The organism is Galbibacter marinus (assembly GCF_000300875.1).
GTDB lineage: Bacteria > Bacteroidota > Bacteroidia > Flavobacteriales > Flavobacteriaceae > Galbibacter > Galbibacter marinus.
This window is the reverse complement of sequence record NZ_AMSG01000008.1, coordinates 17,386-35,891: the sequence shown is the minus strand read 5'-3', so window position 1 is coordinate 35,891 and position 18,506 is coordinate 17,386. Positions and strand designations below refer to the sequence as shown.

Annotated in this window: 12 protein-coding genes; 3 read left to right on the top strand and 9 right to left on the bottom strand. The window is 38.3% G+C overall.

Annotated features, from left to right (window positions below; all coding sequences use genetic code 11):
- Nucleotides 1-159: 159 nt before the first annotated feature.
- Nucleotides 160-1,347 carry a tRNA 2-thiouridine(34) synthase MnmA gene (gene mnmA, locus I215_RS07630; protein ID WP_008991384.1) on the top strand — a complete coding sequence of 396 codons (1,188 nt, stop codon included), beginning with the start codon at nucleotides 160-162 and terminating at the stop codon, nucleotides 1,345-1,347.
- A 69-nt stretch (nucleotides 1,348-1,416) separates the two neighbouring features.
- Nucleotides 1,417-2,370, top strand: a complete 954-nt coding sequence (locus I215_RS07625) for an NAD(P)H-dependent flavin oxidoreductase (protein WP_040460024.1) — start codon at nucleotides 1,417-1,419, stop codon at nucleotides 2,368-2,370.
- 191 nt (nucleotides 2,371-2,561) lie between these two features.
- Here I215_RS07625 and I215_RS07620 read toward each other — a convergent pair whose 3' ends face one another.
- The 9 genes from I215_RS07620 to I215_RS07580 all read right to left on the bottom strand — a co-directional run bounded on the left by I215_RS07620 (nucleotide 2,562) and on the right by I215_RS07580 (nucleotide 17,354).
- On the bottom strand, nucleotides 2,562-4,361 hold the full coding sequence (locus tag I215_RS07620) for an acyl-CoA dehydrogenase family protein (RefSeq protein WP_008991382.1): 1,800 nt from the start codon (nucleotides 4,359-4,361) through the stop codon (nucleotides 2,562-2,564).
- Nucleotides 4,362-4,375: 14 nt separating this feature from the next.
- Complete coding sequence (locus I215_RS07615) at nucleotides 4,376-5,563, bottom strand: acetyl-CoA C-acyltransferase (RefSeq protein WP_008991381.1); 1,188 nt, start codon at nucleotides 5,561-5,563, stop codon at nucleotides 4,376-4,378.
- Between the two features lie 24 nt (nucleotides 5,564-5,587).
- Nucleotides 5,588-7,993 (bottom strand): 3-hydroxyacyl-CoA dehydrogenase/enoyl-CoA hydratase family protein, encoded by a 2,406-nt coding sequence (locus I215_RS07610; protein WP_008991380.1) that lies wholly within the window; start codon nucleotides 7,991-7,993, stop codon nucleotides 5,588-5,590.
- 54 nt (nucleotides 7,994-8,047) lie between these two features.
- Nucleotides 8,048-8,485 (bottom strand): MarR family winged helix-turn-helix transcriptional regulator, encoded by a 438-nt coding sequence (locus tag I215_RS07605; protein ID WP_008991379.1) that lies wholly within the window; start codon nucleotides 8,483-8,485, stop codon nucleotides 8,048-8,050.
- Between the two features lie 156 nt (nucleotides 8,486-8,641).
- The gene (locus I215_RS07600) at nucleotides 8,642-10,414 is read right to left on the bottom strand and encodes an AMP-dependent synthetase/ligase (protein WP_008991378.1); all 1,773 of its coding nucleotides are present in this window, start codon (nucleotides 10,412-10,414) and stop codon (nucleotides 8,642-8,644) included.
- Between the two features lie 127 nt (nucleotides 10,415-10,541).
- On the bottom strand, nucleotides 10,542-14,222 hold the full coding sequence (gene purL, locus I215_RS07595) for a phosphoribosylformylglycinamidine synthase (protein ID WP_008991377.1): 3,681 nt from the start codon (nucleotides 14,220-14,222) through the stop codon (nucleotides 10,542-10,544).
- A 210-nt stretch (nucleotides 14,223-14,432) separates the two neighbouring features.
- Nucleotides 14,433-15,119, bottom strand: coding sequence for an SGNH/GDSL hydrolase family protein (locus I215_RS07590; protein WP_008991376.1), 687 nt, complete (start codon nucleotides 15,117-15,119; stop codon nucleotides 14,433-14,435).
- Nucleotides 15,120-15,311: 192 nt separating this feature from the next.
- Entirely contained in the window at nucleotides 15,312-16,124 is an 813-nt protein-coding gene (locus I215_RS07585; RefSeq protein WP_008991375.1) for an endonuclease I family protein, read from the bottom strand.
- 15 nt (nucleotides 16,125-16,139) lie between these two features.
- Nucleotides 16,140-17,354, bottom strand: a complete 1,215-nt coding sequence (locus I215_RS07580; RefSeq protein ID WP_008991374.1) for an RsmB/NOP family class I SAM-dependent RNA methyltransferase — start codon at nucleotides 17,352-17,354, stop codon at nucleotides 16,140-16,142.
- 113 nt (nucleotides 17,355-17,467) lie between these two features.
- Between I215_RS07580 and I215_RS07575 the strand changes: the two genes are divergently transcribed.
- Entirely contained in the window at nucleotides 17,468-18,505 is a 1,038-nt protein-coding gene (locus I215_RS07575) for a WD40/YVTN/BNR-like repeat-containing protein (protein ID WP_008991373.1), read from the top strand.
- Nucleotide 18,506: the final 1 nt, after the last annotated feature.

The following is an 18,506-nucleotide window of genomic DNA, read 5'->3' as shown; positions in this document are numbered from 1 at the left end:
ACTTAAATTCAAAAAGACGGGAATAGTACAATTTCCGTCTTTTGAATTTTAAAAGGGATTTTAAAACTTTTAAGCTAAATCTTCTGAAAGGTAACATTGGAAGGTTCGACTATAAATTACAGGTGAATTTTGTAATTTTGCGCCTAATAAACAAAGAAGATGAAAAGAGTGATCGTTGGCTTGTCCGGAGGAGTGGATTCTAGTGTAGCTGCATACCTTTTAAAACAACAAGGATATGAGGTGATCGGCCTATTTATGAAAAATTGGCATGACGATTCTGTGACCATTTCAAATGAGTGTCCCTGGCTAGAAGATAGCAATGATGCCATGATGGTAGCAGAAAAGTTAGGGATTCCTTTTCAGACTGTAGATTTAAGTGAGCAATACAAGGAACGTATCGTTGATTATATGTTCAACGAATACGAAAGAGGCCGTACACCAAATCCAGATGTACTTTGTAATAGAGAGATCAAATTTGATGTATTCTTAAAGATAGCACTGAGTTTAGGTGCTGATTATGTAGCTACAGGGCACTATTGTAGAAAAGAAACAATCGAAGTTCAGGGAAAAGAAGTTCATCGTCTATTGGCTGGAAAAGATCCAAATAAAGATCAATCTTATTTCCTTTGTCAATTATCTCAAGAACAACTCAGTAAAACACTTTTTCCAATAGGAGAACTTATTAAACCTGAGGTTCGAAAAATTGCACAAGAAAATGAGTTAATTACCGCTGATAAGAAGGATTCACAAGGCCTTTGTTTTATTGGTAAAGTTCGGTTACCTGAGTTTTTACAACAAAAACTAAAACCTAAAGAGGGTCAAATTGTCGAGATTGATTCCAGTAGTGTTCTCAAGAAAAAAGAACTGCGAAGTTTTGATAATAAAATTGACGAGCTAGCCTATAATGCTCAACGTCTTACTTATAATATTACTGAAGGAAAGGTTGTAGGAAAACACCAAGGAGCTCATTATTTCACAAAAGGTCAACGTAAAGGTCTAGCTGTGGGTGGTACGCCTGAACCATTATTTGTTATAGAAACCGATGTCGATCAAAATATTATCTATACTGGTCAGGGTAAAGACCATCCAGGTTTGTTTAGGAAAGCTTTATTTGTGAGCAATGAAGAATTACATTGGGTACGTGAAGATTTAGCGTTAATTGCAGATCAGAAGCTTGAAGTTATGGCACGTATACGATACCGTCAGCCGCTTCAAAAAGCAACACTTTACCAAGTAGATGGAGGAATGTATGTTGAATTTGATCAGGCACAAAGTGCTATCACAGAGGGCCAATTCGTAGCTTTTTACTTGGGCGAAGAATTGATAGGATCTGGAGTTATTGGCTAACATTAGCAGTTTTTATTTGAAAATTATCGCAATATCCATAGGTTCAAAATGCTTTCTTATCTTTGGGCTATGGACAATAGAATCACACAACTTTTTGATATAAAATATCCGATAGTTCAAGCGGGTATGGTATGGACTAGTGGTTGGAGACTAGCATCTGCTGCTTCGAATTCCGGTATTTTAGGAATCATTGGAGCAGGTTCTATGTATCCACATGTACTTCAGGAACATATTATTAAATGTAAACAGGCTACAAAGAATCCTTTTGGGATTAATATTCCGTTGCTTTATCCAAATATTGAAGAACTTCTAAATATAGTCCTTGATCATGGAGTCAAAATTGTTTTTACCTCTGCAGGTAATCCCAGTACTTGGACACCATTTTTAAAAGAGCATGGCGTGACTGTTGTACACGTAGTGAGCAGCGTTAAATTTGCGCTAAAAGCCCAACAATCTGGAGTTGATGCAATCGTGGCAGAAGGATTTGAGGCAGGTGGTCATAATGGGAGGGAGGAGACCACTACGATGAGCTTAATACCTATGGTGCGCTCAGCACTGAATTGTCCTTTAATTGCAGCAGGTGGGATTGCAACGGGTAGGGGTATGCTAGCCGCAATGACTCTTGGGGCCGATGGCGTACAGATCGGAAGTAGGTTTGTTGCTAGCGATGAAGCCTCGGCTCATCATAATTTCAAGGAAAAGGTCGTAGCCTCCAAAGAAGGAGATACTAAACTCACTTTAAAAGAACTTACTCCTGTACGACTGCTGAAAAACAAATTCTTTTATGAAATAGAAGACTTATACCACCAAGGTGTTTCGAAAGAAGTTTTAGCTGCTCATTTAGGAAGAGCAAGGGCTAAAAAAGGAATGTTTGAAGGTGATCTTGATGAAGGTGAGCTTGAAATAGGTCAAATTAGCGGACTTATAAATTCTATAAAGCCCACCGCAGCTATCGTAGAAGAAATTGTATTAGAGTATCAGTCCCTCTTAAAGGAAATTAAAAATGGAAGTCTTGATTTATAAAAAAGGGGATGGGAGCTCTCATTATATTTTCACCCACTATCTTTTCTTGTTGACTGTAGGTTGTAGATCTGTACTATAATAATTATAAATGAAATTGAATGTATTTTGAGATAATTCCAAAAAAAATAGCTGCCGACTAAAAGTGTACAACAGCTATTCTCACCCTCTATGAAATATATTATTAAATCGTTCTAAAAGCAATATCCATTTTCCTCGATAACTTTGTCAGCTACAGCATTTCTTAGCTCAACAATGTTAGGGAAGTTGGTGTACTTGGTATAGCGTTTAAGTCCCATAAGCATCATTCGTTGCTCATCTGATTGTGCAAATGAAATGATTGCTTCCTTACCTTTAGCATTCACTTTTTCTACCGCATTAAAGAGATAGAGTTTTGCCATTGCTATTTGATGTTTTTGTGAATCCTCACCAAATCTATCAGCATTTTTTTCTGTCCTTAGAATGGCTGATTCAGCCATATAGATCTGAATAAGGATATCTGAAGCTGCCATTAAAATTTGTTGGTGTTCCTCTAAATCTTGTCCAAATTTTTGAACTGCTGATCCAGCAATCATTAAAAATGCTTTTTTAAGATTTGAGATGATTTGCTTTTCTTCTGCAAATAATTCAGAGTAGTCTGGAGTGTTAAAGTCTGGGATTCCCATAAGCTCATCTTTTACGGCCATTGCAGGTCCTAAAAGATCCACATGACCCTTCATTGCTTTTTTGATAAGCATGCCTACTGAGAGCATTCTATTAATCTCATTGGTTCCTTCGTAAATTCTAGAAATACGAGCATCCCTCCAAGCTGACTCCATTGGGGTGTCTGCAGAAAATCCCATTCCTCCAAATATTTGAATTCCTTCATCCGTGCAGTCTTGACAGTCCTCTGAAGCGGCTACTTTTAGAATTGAACATTCGATAGCAAATTCTTCAACTCCTTTTAATTCAGCATCCTGATGGCTTTCTCCATTACTTATGCGGATTGCAATTCTATCTTCTATATTTTTGGCAGCTCTATATACCGCAGATTCATCAACATAAGCGGTAGTAGCCATTTGGGCTATTTTTGCTTTAATGGCACCGAATTGACTAATTGGAGTTTTAAACTGAATACGATCATTAGCGTACTTTGTAGCCTCGGTAATTACACGACGCTGCGCATCTAAACAGGCACCAGCCAATTTAATTCTACCAACATTTAGCGCATTCATAGCAATCTTAAACCCATTTCCACGCTCGGATAACATGTTCTCTACTGGTACCTTTGTTTCATTAAAAAACACCTGTCGGGTAGAAGAGGAGTGGATACCTAACTTCTTCTCTTCTTCACCAAATGTAATTCCGTTTTCAGGATCGTTTTCTACAATAAACCCAGTGATATACTTATCGTCCTCAATTCTAGCGAAAACGATAAATAAGCTTGCAAATCCTGCATTTGAAATCCACATCTTCTGCCCACTGATCAAATAATGTTTTCCGTCCTCTGACAAAACAGCTTTAGTTTTACCACTATTGGCATCAGAACCTGCTCCAGGTTCTGTTAAGCAGTATGCTCCAAACCATTCTCCAGATGCTAGTTTTGGAACATATTTTTGTTTTTGCTCTTCAGTACCATATAACAGAATTGGCATAGTTCCGATTCCTGTATGGGCCCCGAATGCAGTTGCTAGTGATCCAGTGGCACCAGAGATATAATCACACACTAACATAGTGGTGACAAATCCCATTCCTAGACCCCCATATTGTTCTGGCACAGCAGTACCTAATAATCCAAGTTCTGCCGCCTTACCCATGATCTCTTCTGTAAAGGCATAGTCTTTGTTTTCGAATCGATCTTTGTTTGGCCATACTTCGCGATCAACAAATTCTTTTACTGCATCGCGCATCATTTGTTGTTCTTCCGTAAAATCTTCTGGAGTAAACACATTTGATGCTTCGGTCTGTTTTACTAAAAATTGACCACCTCTTATTGTTTCTTGTTTGGTTTCCATCACATCTTGTTTTTTTAGTTTAAAAACTCATAAACTCCGGCAGCACCCTGCCCAGTACCTACACACATGGTTACAATACCATATTTGTTTTTGCGTCTTCTCATTTCATCAAATAGTTGTACAGAGAGTTTCGCCCCAGTACACCCAAGTGGATGACCTAAAGCTATAGCTCCACCGTTAACATTTACAATATCTGGATTTAAACCGGTCTCTCTTATTACAGCCACCGATTGAGAAGCAAAAGCTTCGTTTAATTCCACCAAGTCGATATCGTTTAATTTTAAACCTGCTTGATCAAGTGCCTTCGGGATAGCTCTCATTGGACCTATTCCCATTATTCTAGGAGGAACACCAACAGCTGCAAAGGAAACCAATCTTGCGATTGGCTCTATATTGAGCTCTTTAACCATTTTCTCGCTCATCACTAGGGTAAATGCTGCACCGTCACTCATTTGTGAGGAGTTTCCAGCGGTCACGCTTCCATTTTGAGCAAAAACAGGCCGAAGTTTGGCTAATATTTCTTTGGAAGTATCCCCTCTTGGTCCTTCATCGGTATCAAAGGTGTATTGTTTTGTTGCCTTCTTACCAGATTTATCAACATAGACCTGTTCTATAGTAATCGGAACAATCTGATCTTTAAATCGATTTTCTTTTATTGCTTTTAATGCTTTTTGGTGCGAGTTATAGGAGAACTCATCCTGCTCTTCACGAGATACCTTATATTCATTAGCTACTGCTTCTGCAGTTAACCCCATGCCCCAATAGTAATCTTCATGTCCATCTTTGGCCACTTGATAATTAGGTACTGGTTTATAACCTCCCATTGGGATATAACTCATGCTTTCTGCCCCACCAGCGATAATACACTCCGCCATTCCGGATTGTATTTTGGCTGTTGCTATGCTAATGGTTTCTAGGCCAGAGGCACAATATCTATTAACTGTTACGCCAGGAACTTCCTCGATACCTAACCCCATCAATGAGATCAAACGTCCCATGTTTAAACCTTGTTCGGCCTCAGGCATGGCATTCCCCACAATCACATCATCGATTCGCGTGATATCGAGTTGGGGTATCTGCTTCAACATGTATTGGATAGTCTCAGCAGCTAATTCATCGGGTCTTTTAAAACGGAGTAAGCCTCTGGGTGCTTTTCCAACCGCAGTCCTGTAGGCTTGTACTATATATGCTGTATTTTTCATGTTCTAAATTTTTGATTTGAAAATTTAATTTCTAAGTGGTTTTCCTGTTTTCAACATATGTTGTATTCTCTCCAAGGTTTTTCGTTCAGTGCATAGGGATAAAAAAGCCTCACGTTCTAAATCGAGTAGGTACTGCTCTGATACCATAGTGGCTTCAGATAAGTCACCCCCTGCCATTACATAGGCAAGTTTGTTTGCAATTTTCAAATCGTGTTCTGAGATGTATCCTCCCGCTTCCATAGCATCGGTCCCAACAAGGAACATACCGAGGGCTTGTTTGCCTAATACTTTAACATCTTTTCGTTTAACAGGTTGGGTGTAACCAGCCTCTGCCATAATTAATGCATGCTTTTTAGCCTCGGCGATAAGACGATCGTTGTTCACCACCACTATGTCTTTTCCTTTTTGAAGAATATTCAAATCAAAGGCTTCATGAGCTGAGGTAGATACCTTAGCCATTCCAATAGTTAAGAAATGTTCGCGAAGGATGTTGAGTTCAACATCATCTTTTCGAAATAAATCAGCAGCCCGCAAGGTCATTTCTTTTGAACCTCCACCGCCAGGAATAACTCCTACACCAAATTCTACTAATCCAATATATGTTTCAGCCGCGGCTACTACCTTATCAGCATGCATGGATAGTTCACAACCACCTCCTAAGGTCATTCCGTGTGGTGCAGCCACTGTCGGAATAGCAGAGTATCGCATTCTCATCATTGTATCTTGGAAAGTCTTTATGGCAAAATTAAGTTCATCATATTCCTGTTCAACTGCCATCATAAAGATCATACCGATGTTAGCACCCACCGAGAAATTCGCTCCTTGATTTCCAACTACTAATCCTTGGAAATCCTTTTCAGCAATATCGATGGCTTTATTTAATCCTTGAATAACTTCACCTCCTAGGGTATTCATTTTTGAGATGAACTCAACGTTGAGAATACCATCACCTAAGTCCTCAACCACAACACCTGGGTTTTTCCATACTTCCTTAGTGGATCTAATGTTATCAAGGATAACAAAGGCGTCCTGTCCAGGCTTTTTAAGATATTGCTTTTTAGGAATATCGAAATAATAGGTTGCACCATCTTTAACGGTGTAGAAGGAGTTTGTTCCTGCAGCAACCATATCGGTCACCCAAGAGGCAACTTCGAGGTTTTCATTTTTCATCAGCTCAATTCCCTTTTCTACACCAATGGCATCCCAAATTTCAAAGGGGCCATGTTGCCATCCAAAACCAGCTTTCATCGCATCATCAATACGATACAATTCATCTGAAATTTCAGGAATTCTATTTTGCACATAGGCAAAAAGAGAGGCAAAGTTCTTTCGGTAAAATTCACCAGCTTTATCTTTGCCATCCACCAGTATTGGAAATCTATCTGAGACGCGATCCACGGACTTTGTGAGTTCCAGTGTATCAAAATGAGCCTTTTTACTTTCTTGGTAATCTAAGGTATCTAAATTGAGCTCTAGGATAGTACTCTTTCCACTTTTATCTTTTACTTTCTTATAGAACCCTTGACCGCTTTTACTACCTAACCACTTATTCTCCATCATTGTTTCAATGAAGTTAGGCAGTTTAAACAATTCTCTAGCTTCATCCTCTGGACAATTTTCATATAAGCCATTGGCAACGTGAATAAGAGTATCTAGCCCTACAACATCAACAGTTCTAAATGTTGCTGATTTTGGTCGTCCAATTACGGGACCTGTTAACTTATCTACCTCTGCCACACTTAGTCCCATATCCTTTACCTGATGGAATAAGCTTTGTATTCCAAATATACCGATACGGTTACCAATAAAAGCAGGAGTGTCTTTCGCAAGGACGGACGTTTTTCCGAGGAATTTCTCGCCGTACTCCATTAAAAAGGAGGTTACCTCACTTTTACAATTAGGCCCTGGAACAACTTCGAAAAGTTTTAAATATCGAGGAGGATTAAAAAAGTGGGTTACAGCAAAATGTTTTTGAAAATCATCACTTCTTCCTTCATTCATAAAGTGAATTGGAATTCCAGAGGTGTTGGAAGTAATTAAAGTCCCTGGAGTTCGATGTTTTTCTATGGACTGGAAAACCGATTTCTTAATATCTAGTCTTTCGATGACCACTTCTATAATCCAGTCTACATCTTTAATTTTGGAAATATCATCTTCAAGGTTTCCAGTGGAAATCCTATTGGCAAACTTTTTATTGTAAATAGGAGAGGGGTTAGATTTTAACGCAGCTTGTAGGTTCTCGTTTACCACACGATTTCTAACAACGGTATCTTCTATCGAAAGGCCTTTGGCCTTCTCCTTGTCAGTAAGTTCTCTTGGCAGAATGTCTAACAATAAAACTTCCACACCAATATTGGCAAAATGACAAGCAATTCCGCTCCCCATAATCCCTGAGCCGATAACCGCTACTTTTTTAATATGTCTTTTCATTTTGTGTTTGGTTTTTTAAAATTTATCAGTGGTAATATGGACTGTTCCAAATAGTTAATTGGAATATATTTTCTTTTCTGCTATTAATTCGTGTATCACGCCAGCCACTTTGTAGAATCCATTTAAATCCTCTTGGGTAACGTGATTGCGAACTATATCATTAAATTTAAGAACTACTTCTTTGGAAAATTCTCTTTTTTGTTTTCCAAATTCGGTTAGACATATAAGTACTCCACGCCCATCATTAGGGTTTGGCCTTCTGATAATTAAGCCTTTCTCTTCCATACTTTTTAAAATTCTTGAGAGGCTTGTTCCCTCCATGCCCATTTTCGGTCCCAATGTTGTAGAGGATGATCCTGATTCTGGATCAATACTCAACAAGGTGAAGCCAATGGCCATAGTACTCTGTTCTTTGGCAGCTTCTTCATTATACATCTTCGCTACTGCTTGCCAGGTAGCTCTTAGTACAAAATCTATAGTCTTATCCTTCATTATTCTAATATGGTCATACCCAAATATACAAATAATTTATTATGCATGCATAGTAAATTAATGAAATTTTTATTAATTATTTGTGGGAATGGTTTATAGAATTATGGTTAAAAAAAACGCTCCCTGTTGGGAGCGTCAGATTGATGAGTTAAGTTGCTATTCTGGTTTATACATAGATTTGTATAGATCCATATATTTTTCTTTAATAATTCTTCGCTTTAGTTTTAAAGTAGGAGTGAGGTGACCGTCTTCAACTGTCCATTCATCAGGGGTTAATTCAAACTTCTTAACTTGTTCCCAACGTCCAAACTGTTTGTTGTATTTAGCTACCTCTTTCTCAATGCGCTCGATCACTTTAGGGTTTTTAACCAGCTCTTTATTATTAGCAATATCGATTTTTTGACGCTTTGCCCATTTATTGACAAATTCAAAATTAGGTTGGATAAACGCACATGGCATTTTTTCACCTTCTCCTACAACCATGATTTGTTCAATAAATCGCGATTGTTTCATTTGATTTTCTATCATTTGGGGAGCTACGTACTTTCCTCCTGAGGTTTTAAAGATTTCTTTCTTACGATCCGTTATTTTTAAGAAGCCCTCTTGGTCAATCTGACCGATATCTCCAGTGTGAAAATAATCACCGTCCATAACTTCCTTTGTCTTTTCTTCATCCTTATAATATCCCAACATTATGTTTGGTCCTTTGCAAAGAATTTCTCCATCTTCAGCTATTTTTACTTCGACATTTGGAAGCATACGACCGACAGTTCCGATTTTCCACCCTCGATTATTTTGATCATTTACCGCAATTACGGGAGAAGTTTCAGTGAGTCCATAACCTTCCATAACTGGGATGTCTGCAGCGCCGAATATTCGTGCTAATCTTGGTTGAAGTGCTGCACTTCCAGAGACCAATATTTTTAAGTTGCCCCCTAGACCTTCTTGCCATTTACTAAAGATTAATTTACGGGCTATCTTTAACTTAAATTCATACCATGAGCCATTGGCTCCATAGGGCTGATAGGCTTCCCCTAATTCTATTGCCCAGAAAAACAATTTCTTCTTAATACCACTTAACTCACTTCCTTTAGCGTGTATTTTATCAAATACTTTTTCGATAAGTCGAGGAACAACCGTCATCACATGTGGTCTTACTTCTTTTAAGTTATCACTCATCTTGTCAATAGACTCGGCAAAATGGATGCTAATACCACAATATTGATATAAGTATACCACCATACGCTCGAATATGTGACATATAGGTAAGAAACTCAGGGCTTTATCGCCTTCAGAGAGCGGGACACGTTCTTCACTACCCAATACATTAGACACAATATTATTATGCGATAGCATCACCGCTTTTGGCTTTCCTGTGGTTCCTGAGGTATAAATAAGGGTCGCTAAATCATCAGGGGATACTGCATCCATTCTGGATTGAACTTCTTGCTGGTTACTTTGATCCTTACCAAGATTGTATACCTCCGATAGGCTTTTAACCCCGTCTAAGTCTCTAAAGGAATAAACCTCCTTCAAAGATGTGACCTTATCCTTAATAGAATTCAGCTTCTCGAGAATTTCCATATCACTCACTATACAGTACTTCGCGTCCGAGTGATTTAATATATACAAGTAATCCTCTGCCGATATGGTAGGGTAAATGGGTACGTTATGTGCCCCCGTTTGCAATATGCCTATGTCAGCGATATTCCAATCAGCACTATTGTTATGTGAGATAATGGCAATTTTATCATTAGGGTGTACACCTAGTCGAAGAAGCCCTCGACTTAATTGATTGGCGCGATCGACGTAGTTTTGAGAGGAAATGGTCTCCCATTTGTTATTGTGTTTGGTTGCGAAAGCAGTTTCTAAGTTGAATTTCTCCAGCTGATAATGTGGGAAGTCAAACAAACGGGTCACCTTATTCATAATTATAAGTAATAAGAATTATACTATGCAAAATATGAAATTTGCTGACTATTTTCAAAATAAGATATAAAAAAAGGAGCTACCTGTGATAACTCCTTTAATTACAGGGTAAGTAAATTTTACTTATTTATTTGTTTTCCAGCCATTTTCTAGCATTGATAAATGCTTCTAACCATGGGGAAACTTGATCATTTCGATTTTCTGGGTAATTTGCCCAGTTCCATTGAAAGATGGAACGTTCAAAGTGTGGCATAGTAACTAGGTGTCTTCCATCATCAGAAACCATCATAGCGGTATTGTAATCCGATCCATTAGGGTTTGCAGGATATTCTTGGTATCCGTATTTGGCGACGATGTTGTAGCGATCTTCTTTATACGGAAGCTTAAACTTCCCTTCTCCGTGAGAAACCCATATTCCCAATGTACTTCCTGCTAGAGATTTTAGCATTATCGAATTGTTCTCTTGGATGGTTACCGAGGTGAAAATACTCTCGTGTTTACCACTCTCATTATGGAGCATTTGTGGTTTTTGTTCGTGATTGGGATAAACCAATCCAAGTTCCATCCACAGTTGACATCCATTACATATACCCACAGACAGGGTGTCTTTTCTGTTAAAGAAATTCTTAAGAGCTTGATTGGCCTTCTCATTGTATAAAAACGCGCCAGCCCATCCTTTTGCTGATCCCAAGACATCAGAGTTAGAAAAACCTCCGACCGATCCAATGAACTGAATATCTTCTAAGGTTTCACGACCGCTGATTAAATCGGTCATATGAACGTCCTTAACATCAAATCCAGCTAAGTACATTGCATGGGCCATCTCGCGTTCAGAATTACTTCCTTTTTCACGTAAAATAGCCGCCTTTGGTCTGTTTCCGCTAACTGACTCGAGTTTACCTGTAAAATGTTTTGGGAACTCATAACGCAGCGGTTGAACTTTATAATTGTTAAATCTTTGCCTTGCAAGATCATTCTTGGTTTGTTTTTGATCTAGTAAGTATGATGTTTTAAACCAAACATCTCTAAGATGACTTACACTAAAGGAGAAGCTATCTTGATTATTTAATATTTGAAGCCGATCTCCCTGAACTGCATTTCCTATTTTATGTAAAACAACTCCTGATTTTTCAAAAGCTGCTTCAACTGCTTTGTCATCATTAGCTTGTATAACTACACCGATGTTCTCGTTGAAGAGGACTTTAATAGAATCCTTTTCCCCAAGAGAAGATAGGTTGAGTTGTGCACCTAGATCAGTATTTGAAAAACACATCTCCAATAAGGTGGTGATTAATCCGCCACTGCCTATATCATGTCCTGCGGCAATCTGATTGTTTTTGATAAGCTCTTGAAGTGTGTTAAATGCTGTTTTAAATCCTTCAGGATTGGTTACCGTAGGCGCTTGGCTTCCGATAGTGTTTATAATTTGTCCAAAAGAAGACCCTCCTAATTTAAACTGATCTTCTGATAAATTGATGTAGTACAAACTTCCTGCATTTTGTTTCAGGACAGGTTCAACTACTTTTTTGATATCACTACAATGACCACCAGCAGATATAATCACAGTTCCAGGGGCGATGATGTCGGCATCTGGATACTTTTGTTTCATCGATAGGGAGTCTTTACCAGTAGGAATGTTAATTCCAAGTGCGATAGCAAACTCAGAACAGCCTTCTACAGCTTGGTATAAGCGTGCATCTTCTCCTTCATTTTTACAAGCCCACATCCAATTGGCAGATAGAGAGACTGATTTTAGACCCTCTTCAAGTGGAGCCCAAACGATGTTCGTTAGCGCCTCAGCGATAGAATTTCTACTTCCAGCCACTGGATCAATAAGTGCAGATATAGGAGAATGGCCTATAGAGGTTGCAATACCTTCTTTTCCTTTATAATCGAGGGCCATCACACCACAGTTATTTAAAGGGAGTTGAAGTTCGCCAGCACACTGTTGTTTTGCAACCAGACCAGATACACATCGGTCTACCTTATTGGTCAACCAATCCTTGCTTCCAACGGCCTCCAATTGTAATAAAGCCTCTAAATAACTTTGGAGCTTCTCTAAAGTATATGGTTTGTCTTTATAAGTTCTTTCAATAGAGGTGTCAGTCATTACTGTTTTAGGCGAGCTTCCGAACATATCGGAAAGTGCTAAATCCATAGGTTTGTCACCGCTGGTTTTTGATTGAAAACTAAAGATCTGGTCTTCTGATACCTCACCAACTTCATAGAGAGGGGTGCGTTCGCGTTCAGCGATCTTAATAAGTTTGCTTTTATTTTGTTCGGCAATAATAAGTCCCATTCGCTCTTGGGATTCATTACCGATAATTTCTTTGGCAGATAGGGTAGGATCTCCCACAGGAAGTTTATCTAGGTCAATATGTCCACCAGTATCTTCAACCAGTTCAGAGAGACAGTTTAAATGTCCTCCTGCCCCGTGGTCGTGAATAGATACAATTGAATTCTCCTGACTCTCTACCATGCCTCTAACTGCATTGGCAACACGCTTTTGCATCTCAGGGTTGGAACGTTGGACAGCATTGAGTTCTATTCCGCTACTGAATTCTCCAGTATCTGCTGATGAAACAGCTGCACCACCCATACCAATACGGTAATTTTCACCTCCTAGTACAATAATTTTATCACTAGGTTGAGGCTTTTCTTTTATAGCTTGGGACTCTTTTCCATAACCAATTCCTCCAGCTAACATAATAACTTTATCGAAGCCTAGTTTTCTCGCTTTATCTCCAAATTCATCATGAGCCTCGTCGTGTTCAAAAGTTAGAACAGACCCGCTAATTAGTGGTTGACCAAATTTGTTTCCAAAATCTGAAGCCCCATTAGAAGCCTTTATTAGGATATCAATAGGGGATTGGTATAACCACTTTCGCTCCGCCATATTGTCTTCCCATAAGCGGTCTTTTTCTAATCTTGAATACGAGGTCATATAAACGGCAGAACCTGCTAATGGTAAAGATCCTTTTCCACCAGCCAATCGATCGCGAATTTCCCCTCCAGATCCTGTAGCAGCACCATTAAAGGGCTCTACAGTGGTAGGGAAGTTATGGGTTTCTGCTTTTATGGATAATACGGAGTCGTATTCTTTTTCTTGATAGTAGTCAGGTTGTTCTGCAGTTTTAGGTGCAAATTGAGTGGCCTTAGGTCCTTTTAAAAATGCGACGTTATCCTTGTATGCAGAAACAATAGTATTCGGATTTACTTCTGAGGTCTTTTTGATTAGTTTAAAAAGCGAAAGTTCTTTTTCTTGGCCATCGATAACAAAAGAGCCATTAAAAATTTTATGTCTACAGTGCTCTGAATTGACCTGAGAAAACCCAAAAACCTCTGAGTCGGTTAATTTACGTCCTAATTTTTCTGCAAGTTGATTCAGATATTCAACCTCTTCTTCATTTAGAGAAAGTCCTTCTTTTACATTGTATGCGGCTATATCATCAATCTCTTGTATAGCTTCTGGCTTAATATCCACCTGGAAGATTGATTGATTTAAGGAATTGAATTTCTGAGATAGCATCACATCAAAATCCGTAGTGTCACTTGAGCAAGACAGAAATTCTTCAATTCGAATAATTCCTCGAATGTCCATATTCTGTGTTATTTCCACTGCATTGGTACTCCATGGTGTAATCATCGCTGCTCGCGGGCCAATAAAAAAAGCGTCAATGGACGCCGAATCTATTTTTGGCTGATCGCCAAATAACCAAACGAGTTTTGAGGTATCCTCCTTAGAAAGTTCGCTATTGGTTTGAACGGCGTAAACCTTAGTTTTCGGGTTTCCGAAGAAAAGAATCATAGGGTTGCTGTGTTTATGTCTTTTTAATGAGACCTGTTCTATAAAATAAAGTGCAAATTTAAGTAATTCTATCCTATTTTAGGCTACTTATAATTGGTGATTTTAAAATCAAAATAACGGTATTAAAACACCTACAGACTTTTAGGTTGTCGGTAGACGTTTTGTAAAGTTAAGGTGCTCTAAACTCCCTTTGCACTGGGGGCTTTGCAATTATTTTTTTAAAGCTTTTTGGATTCCCGCTTTAACAAGTGGCTCCATGATCTTATACCCCTTAACAGTTGGATGAACCCCGTCGTGAGCTAATTCTGGGCTTAATCCTTTTTGGTCATTAACCATGGCGGTGAAATAGTCCACATACACTAGGTAGTTATTATCTGCATACTGCTTTAATAAGCTGTTTAATTCAATGACTTTTTCGGCTGGTTTAATGGATTGCCTCCAAGGAAAGTTGTTAGCCGGTAGTACCGAACAAATTACAGGCTTAATTTGATTGGCTTGCGCAAGTTCCACCATAGAGATGATATTTCCGTAAATATCTTCAATGGCAATCGGCCCGGTATTTTCTGCTATATCATTAATCCCCGCTAAAAATACCACAACCTTAGGGCTAAGATCAATGACATCTCTACGAAAACGAAGTAACATCTGAGAGGTAGTCTGTCCACTGATACCTCTATCTATATAAGGATTTGTTTCAAAAAACGAAGGACGTGCATTTATCCAACCTTCAGTAATGGAATTTCCCATAAAGACAACACGGTCTTCGTTGGCTTTGGCAGGAGCGAGTGCGGCATTTTGCTCGGCATATTTATCAAAATTAGCAAAGGCTGTTGCAGATTCTTGGCTGAAGGATTGTAAAAAGCTAAGCATAAAAGTGATTAAAAGTAATTTTTTCATTTTAGTTTTCTTTTTGGATTTTCAAGTGCTTCCAAAGATAATCAAAATTGGAAATTGAAATGAGAGCTAAAATGTTAAGAAACTACCTAACATTGTGGAAATTCTTGCACTATGAATTAGAAATAGGGTAGTGGTGCTTATAGAAAATATTGACCTCTGCAAGGGAATATGGTGGGTAAGATACTTAAGTGATCACTTCCAATGATTGTCAGCCTTTGGTCCTCCCCAGATCATAGTGGCTAAATAAGGGTTGTCTATAAAAGGATTACGATTTCCTTGAACTTTTTCTATCCGATCATTGCGTTGGATTTCAAAATCACTCACTGGATCTTCTACGTTCCAATTAAGAAAGAGTTCAAGAGACCCAGCATCTTCAAAAGATTCGGCGTATCGAAGATTTAAATACATAATCATCCTTGCAACATCTCCCTTCCACTCATCTCCTGGAAACCACGATTTGTCTATTACTTTATAGCTTCCTTGTCCCTGGGTAAATGGATAATTACTTCTTTTAGAATTTACGCGGTTATCACAAACTCTTAAGTGGTGTAAATCACCTTTTGCTGTATTGACAATTAATGATTGGGGGTATACATGTTCTGTGTTAAATGTCTGTGGTTTGTAATTGTTGCCTCCAGAGAGGAACTCCTCTCTATAGCGGATTTCACCAGAATATATAAGAACAACACTATCACGTTGGCCTACTTTTGCATCAATATCGTAGAGTTGTTTATGCCGAGCACTATAACTCTGGATGTTTACGTGTTTGGAAATTGTAGTGGTAGCCAAGTCTTCATATAAAACAAGGTCATCTTTGTTAAAATCAACTTGGCTATAGTAGGATTTTAACGCAGAGGGAATTTTAAGCAATACACTATCCTTGTGAAATTCAATATTGCTTGTTGATTTTTCAGTTGTATTACTGTTTTTACAACTAAAAATAAGGGTTGAAACCCAAAAAATAAGCAGTAATGCTTTTGGTGTGGTTAGTTGAATGTTGGTCATGTAATGGAGCCCTTTTTAGTTAGTTCTCTCCAAGAGAGCCATGTAAAAACCATCAAATCCAGAAGTAGATGCTAGTACTTTTTTGTCTTTTAATAGTTTGAATCCTTGTCCTTCTAAAGAGGCTAAAAAGGCTGAGACTTGATCTTGATTCTCCGAGGGAAGGATCGAACAAGTAGCATAAACCATTTTACCCCCAACTTTAAGCATTTTCGAATAATTACTTAGGATTTCTTGTTGGGTTTCTCTTATGGTATTTAGAAACTCAGGTTGTAGCTTCCACTTTGCATCTGGGTTTCTTCTTAACACTCCAAGTCCACTACAAGGAGCATCGATTAGGACCCTATCCATTGAATTGTGAAGTTTCTTAATAACCTTATTAGAATCAATTTCTCTAGTTTCTATATTATGAGCACCATTTCTACGCGCCCGTCTTTTAAGTTCTTTTAATTTGTTGCTATAGATGTCAAGAGCGATAATCTGTCCTTTGTTATCCATTTTGGAAGCTAAGTGAAGAGTTTTACCTCCAGCACCTGCGCAGCAATCAACCACCCGCATACCCGGTTCAACTTCTAATAATTCTGCTACTAGTTGTGAGGAAGCATCTTGGACTTCAAAAAGGCCATTTTGAAAAGCTTCCGTTTTAAAGATATTTGATCGTTCTTTTAACAGTAAGGCATCAGGATAATTGTTTATAAAATCAGTGTCGATATTCTCTTGGCGCAGTAATTTTTGAAGTGTTTTCTTGTCGGTTTTCAATCTGTTAACTCTTAAGATAACGTCCGCTTGTTGGTTTAAGGCGTGTATTTCCTTATCCCATACCTCTTCACCGAGTTCTTTAACAGCAACTTCATCCATCCAGTCTGCAATGGATTCTCGGTATTTTCGGATTTTATTTAGTTCGTCAAACTTTCCTTTGATTCGTCTACTTGGTGTACCTTCTAATTGTTTCCAATCGGGTAGATGTATACCTTTTAAAATGGCCCAAACTGCAAAGATTCGCCATAGGTTTTCTCTAGTAAAGGGTTCTTTAACTTCCGCAATCTGTGCATATAATCGTTTCCACCTTACGATTTCATAAGTAGTTTCTGCTATAAAACCACGATCCCGTGCACCCCAACGCTTATCTCTTTTAAGGAGTTGTTCTACAACTTTATCAGCATACTTATCTTCATTAAAAATAAGCTGGAGTCCATCAATGACGGCATATACTAGATTTCTGTGAAGTCGCATAAATAATTAAAGTATTTTTAGTTCAACTTTTTTTAAGTTGTACAATTTGGGTGCAAAGGTATTGCTTTGTGAACTATTAAACTTATTTTTATCAAAAGAAATATATTCGTATTATGCAGAAACTTATCTTCATTTTCTTAGGTGTCTTTGTGGGATCATGTGTCAATCAAACCTACCAACCTCATCAGTATACAAAAGTTGAGGTTCAGGACATTTACCTTGATACCACAAGCATAAGAGCCATAACCCTTATGCAAGGAAATCTTGGGTTTGCTGGTTCAAATAACACCTTTGGTATTTACAATACTCAAGGAAACAAAACTGTTTCAAAACAAATCGCATACGATAGCCTTGAATTGGAATTTAGAGCTGTGGCATCTACAAGTACTGATTTTTATATGCTCAGTATAGAGAGTCCTGCTTTATTGTATAAAACAGGGGATCATGGTCAGATGGAAGTAGTTTATAAAGAAAAAGGAGAAGGAGTATTTTACGATGCTATGGAATTTTGGAATGATCAAGAAGGAATTGCAGTTGGGGACCCTACAGATGGTTGTTTGTCGATTATCATAACAAGAGATGGTGGGAAGAGCTGGAATAAACTAAACTGTGGAGTGCTTCCAGATCAATCTAAAGAGGAGTATGCCTTTGCCGCGAGTAATACAAATATCGCTGTGATTGGTGATCACACTTGGATAGCTACAGGAGGATCCAAAGCGCGTGTATTTTACTCCCCAGATAAAGGAATGAACTGGGAAGTTTACAACACACCTATAGTTCAAGGTGAACCTACTCAAGGAATCTATTCTATAGCATTTTATGATGAAAAAACGGGATTTATAATAGGAGGAGATTATACCAAGCCAGAAGATAACACTGCTAATAAAGCCTTTACTACCGATGGTGGAAAGACTTGGCAACTTATCGCCCAAGGAAAAGACCCTGGATATCGTTCATGTGTACAATATCTCCCAGGTAGCCAAGCAAAAGAGCTAGTAGCTGTTGGCTTTACGGGAATTTCTTTTAGTAATGATTCCGGTGAGAATTGGAAACAATTATCAGATGAACCTTTCTATACCATAAAGTTTACTAGCGATAGTACTGCATACGCTGCAGGGAATGGAAGAATTTCAAAATTGACCTTTAAGTAAG